Source organism: uncultured Nevskia sp. (assembly GCF_903885465.1).
Classification (GTDB): Bacteria; Pseudomonadota; Gammaproteobacteria; order Nevskiales; family Nevskiaceae; genus Nevskia.
The window spans coordinates 1-4,416 of the sequence record NZ_CAISIQ010000359.1; the positions used below are offsets into that span (position 1 = coordinate 1).

At 66.6% G+C, this 4,416-nt stretch carries 3 protein-coding genes; all 3 read right to left on the reverse strand.

What is annotated here, in order from left to right:
- Positions 1–3,345: phosphoribosylformylglycinamidine synthase (purL, locus tag QZY06_RS14205; RefSeq protein WP_295685678.1), on the reverse strand; the 3,345-nt coding region annotated here is incomplete at its 3' end.
- Positions 3,346–3,362: 17 nt separating this feature from the next.
- Complete coding sequence (locus tag QZY06_RS14210) at positions 3,363–4,124, reverse strand: MBL fold metallo-hydrolase (protein WP_295685680.1); 762 nt, start codon at positions 4,122–4,124, stop codon at positions 3,363–3,365.
- A gap of 24 nt (positions 4,125–4,148) precedes the next feature.
- On the reverse strand, positions 4,149–4,416 hold a 268-nt coding region (locus tag QZY06_RS14215; RefSeq protein WP_295685681.1), incomplete at its 5' end, for a DUF1820 family protein.

Consider the following 4,416-nt stretch of genomic DNA (forward strand, 5'->3'; position numbering starts at 1 on the left):
CGCGAGGAAGCTCGAGAACTGCTCGCGTGCGCGCGCGTTGAACAGGATCGAGCGTGCCCAGCCCTGGCCGGCGCCGAGCACATCGCCATACGAGAAGCCGCCGCAGGCCGCGAGGCCGGCGAAGTCGGCGAGTTGCACGCGGCCTTCGAGGATGTCGCTCATGTGCACGTCGACGGCATCGAAGCCGGCGGCGTGGAAACCGTAGGCCATCTCGACCTGACCGTTGACGCCCTGCTCGCGCAGCACGGCAACCTTCGGACGCTTGCCGATTCGAGGCGCAGCCACGGTCGGCTCGAATGTCAGGCGCACGCTCAAGCCCGGATCGGCCATGTCGCCGGCCGCGTCGAACTCTTCGCGCGTGCAATCCGGGTTGTCGCGCAGGGACGCGATGCGATGACTGGTCTCGGCCCAGTTGCGGTACAGCGTCTGGACCTCGTTGCTGAACACGGTCTTGCCGCCGTGATGAATAGTGATCTTCTCGTCGGCGCTGGCTTCGCCGATCAGGCCGGCGTGCAGGCCGGCGGCACGCGCGCTGGCGACCGCGGCATCGACATCGGCGAGCTTCAGCTGGACGACGAAGCCAAGCTCCTCGTTGAACAGCGCCGCGACCGGATCGGGCCCCAGCGCATCGAGCGCGACATCAATGCCGCTGCGCCCGGCGAAAGCCATTTCGCTCAAGCAGGCGAACAGGCCGCCGTCGGAACGGTCGTGATAGGCCAGCAGCTTGCCCTGCGCGTTCATGGCCTGCAGCCAGTCGAACGCGGCCTTCAGGCGCGCGGGATCGTCGAGATCCGGCGCCGTGTCACCGACCGCGCCGAACACCTGCGCCAGCGCTGAACCGCCCAAGCGGTTCTTGCCAGCGCCAAGATCGACCAGCATCAGCCGGCTAGCGGCTTCGGCCTTGAGCTGAGGTGTCAGCGTCTTGCGCACATCGGCAACCGGCGCGAACGCGGTGATCACCAGGCTCAGCGGCGAGGTCTGGGTCTTGGTTTCGCCGTTGTCCTGCCAGACCGACTTCATCGACAGCGAATCCTTGCCGACCGGGATCGCGATGCCGAGCGCCGGACACAGCTCGCGGCCGATCGCCTCCACCGCGTCGAACAGGCGCGCGTCCTCGTCACCCTGGCCGCAGGCAGCCATCCAGTTCGCCGACAGGCGGATGTCGGACAGCTTGGTGATGTGGGCAGCAGCGATGTTCAGCACCGCTTCGGCAACCGCCATGCGGCCGCTGGCGGCGGCGTCGAGCAGGGCGATGGTCGGACGCTCGCCCATTGCCATCGCCTCGCCCGTCGTCGCTTCGAAACCGGTTGCGGTCACGGCGACATCGGCGACCGGCGTCTGCCAGGGGCCGACCATCTGGTCGCGCACGGTGAGGCCACCGACAGTGCGATCGCCGATGGTGATCAGGAACTGCTTCGAGGCGACCGTCGGCAGCTTCAGCACCCGCTCGGCGGCGTCCTTGATGAAAGCCTTCTGCGCCGCATCGCTGGCTGGCGGATAGGCCAGCGGCGCGCTGACCGGATGCTTGCGCAAGGTCACTCGCTGCATCTTCGGTGGCTTGCCGAGCAGCACCGGCATCGGCATGTCGATTGGCAAGGTCCCGTCGAGCGTGTCTTCGACGATCAGCTGCTGCACGGCGGTCGCGGTGCCGACCACGGCGAACGGGCAGCGCTCGCGTTCGCACATCGCCTGGATCACGGCGACCGATTCCGGCGCGATCGCGAGGACGTAACGCTCCTGCGATTCGTTGCACCAGATTTCCATCGGGCTCAGCGCCGGATCAGCGCTCTGCACATCGCGCAGCTTGAAATGGCCGCCGCGATCATCGGCGTGCACCAGTTCCGGCAGCGCGTTGGAAATGCCGCCGGCACCGACATCGTGGATCGACAGGATCGGGTTCTGCTCGCCGAGCGCCCAGCACTGGTCGACGACTTCCTGGCAGCGCCGCTCCAGTTCCGGGTTGGCGCGCTGCACCGAGGCGAAGTCCAGTTCGGCGCTCGAAGCGCCAGTCGCCATCGACGACGCGGCACCGCCGCCGAGGCCGATCAACATCGCCGGGCCGCCGAGCACGACCAGCTTTGCGCCTTCGACCACCGCCAGCTTTTCCACATGCTGGCCGCGGATGTTGCCGTAGCCGCCGGCGATCATGATCGGCTTGTGGTAGCCGCGCATGCTGCCGTCCGGCAGTTTCTGTTCGTAGGTGCGGAAGTAGCCATTCAGCACCGGACGGCCGAATTCGTTGCTGTACGCGGCGGCGCCGATCGGGCCGTCGAGCATGATCTGCAGGGCGCTGGCGATGCGCGCGGGCTTGCCCAAGTCCTGTTCCCAGGGCTGCACGAAACCGGGAATCCGCAGGTTCGACACCGTGAAGCCGGACAGGCCTGCCTTCGGACGACCACCCCGACCGGTCGCCGCTTCGTCACGGATTTCGCCGCCGGAGCCGGTTGCCGCACCGGCAGCCGGCGAGATGCCGGTCGGATGGTTATGGGTCTCGACCTTCATCAGGATGTGCACCGGCTCGGCGTGCTCGCGCCAGGCGCGGTCGCTGTCCGGGAAGAAGCGCATCGCTTGATGGCCTTCGATCACTGACGCGTTGTCCTTGTACGCGGACAACACCCCTTCCGGCGAAGCCTTGTAGGTGAGCTTGATCATGCCGAACAGCGAGTCCGGCTGAACCGTGCCGTCGACGGTGAATTCGGCGTTAAAGATCTTGTGTCGGCAATGCTCGCTGTTGACCTGCGCGAACATCATCAGCTCGGCGTCGGTCGGGTTCTTGGCCGCGCCGGTGTAATGGGCGACGAGGTAGTCGATCTCGTCCGCCGACAGCGCCAGGCCCCAGTCGCGGTTGGCCTTGACCAGCGCCTCGCGGCCGCCACTCAGCACATCGACCTTGCGCAGGCTGCGGCGCGTGCCGCTGGCGAAGACGTGCTGCAGATCGGCAACCGTGGTCAGCACCGATTCGGTCATCGGGTCATGCAGATCGGCCAGCGCTGCAGCCGGCAGGCTCGTCAAGCCATCGAGCAGGTAGAGACGCCCGCGCTCGACACGCTTGACGCCCTTCAGCCCGCAGACCTTGGCGATGTCCGTGGCCTTGCTCGCCCAGGGGCTCAGGGTGCCGAGGCGCGGCACGATGTAGAGCATCGCGTCGGCAGTCGGAAGCTGAGCCGTCGTGGCATCGAGCAGCGTGCACAACGCCGCTTCGTCGACACCGTCAGCTTCGACCATGAAGAACTCGACGGCGCGCAGCCCGCTGACCGCCGGCGCATGGCTTGCCAGGCTTAAGCGCAGGCGCTCGATGCGAAACGCGGACAGCGCGGTGCCACCGGACAGGATGTGCAGACTCATGGCCAATCAGTTCTCGCTCAGTTGACGTGACGCCAGTCGAGGCCGGCGTCCTGGTGGGCGCAGACCAGCCAGTCGGGCTGGGCGCCAAGTACTTCGGAAGCCGCTGCCAGCGCGTGCTCCGGAGTGTTGTTGGTTTCGGAAAGATGGGTCAGCACCAGGTGCTGAAGCCGTGAAATATCGAGACTGCCGAGCAGCTCGGCCGCCTGGGCATTGCTCAGATGGCCTTTGGGGCCGGCGACGCGCTGCTTGAGGAAAGACGGATACGGGCCGTTCAGCAGCATCTGCCGATCGTGGTTGAACTCGAGCAGCAACGCGTCCAGCCCGGTCAGCGATTCGCGCATGTACGGCGTGACGCTGCCGGCATCGGTGAGCACGCCAACCCGCTTGCCGGCATGGCCGAACACGTACTGACAGGGCTCGCGGGCATCGTGCGGCACCGGGTACGGCGTGATCTCGAAATTGCCGAGGGTGATTGGCCGATGCGGGCTCAAGGTGCGCACCCATTCATCCGGCGCCGCTTTCCACGCAGCCCGCGTGCCGGCGGTCAGCCAGACCGGCAGCTTGTTGCGACGCGCGAGTTTCGCCACGCCACCGATGTGATCGCCATGCTCGTGGGTGACGATGATCGCGGTCAGATCGCTGGCCATGAGACCGAGCCGCGCGAGACGCATATCGACCTCGACCAGCGGCAGGCCGCAGTCGAGCAGCACGCGGGTATCGCCGGCCTCGACGATCAGCGCATTGCCCTTGCTGCCGCTGCCGAGATAGGCAAAGCGCATCACGCAACCCCGAACGTGGCAGGCCTAGGACTTATGGTCGCCACCGCCGGTGAACACCGGGAACGGCATGACCTTGCCGGATTCACCGCCCGCCATGATCCGCGCGGCGCCGGCCTTGTCGACCTGGTCGATGCGGACGATGGCATGCACCGGCACGAAGGTGCGGGACACATTGGCGAATTCCGCTTTCAGCTTTTCCTCGCCGGGGTCGACGAGGATCGAGCTGCGTTCACCGAAAACGATTTTCTCGATCTCGACGAAGCCCATCATCGAACCATGGCTGACCGAGCGC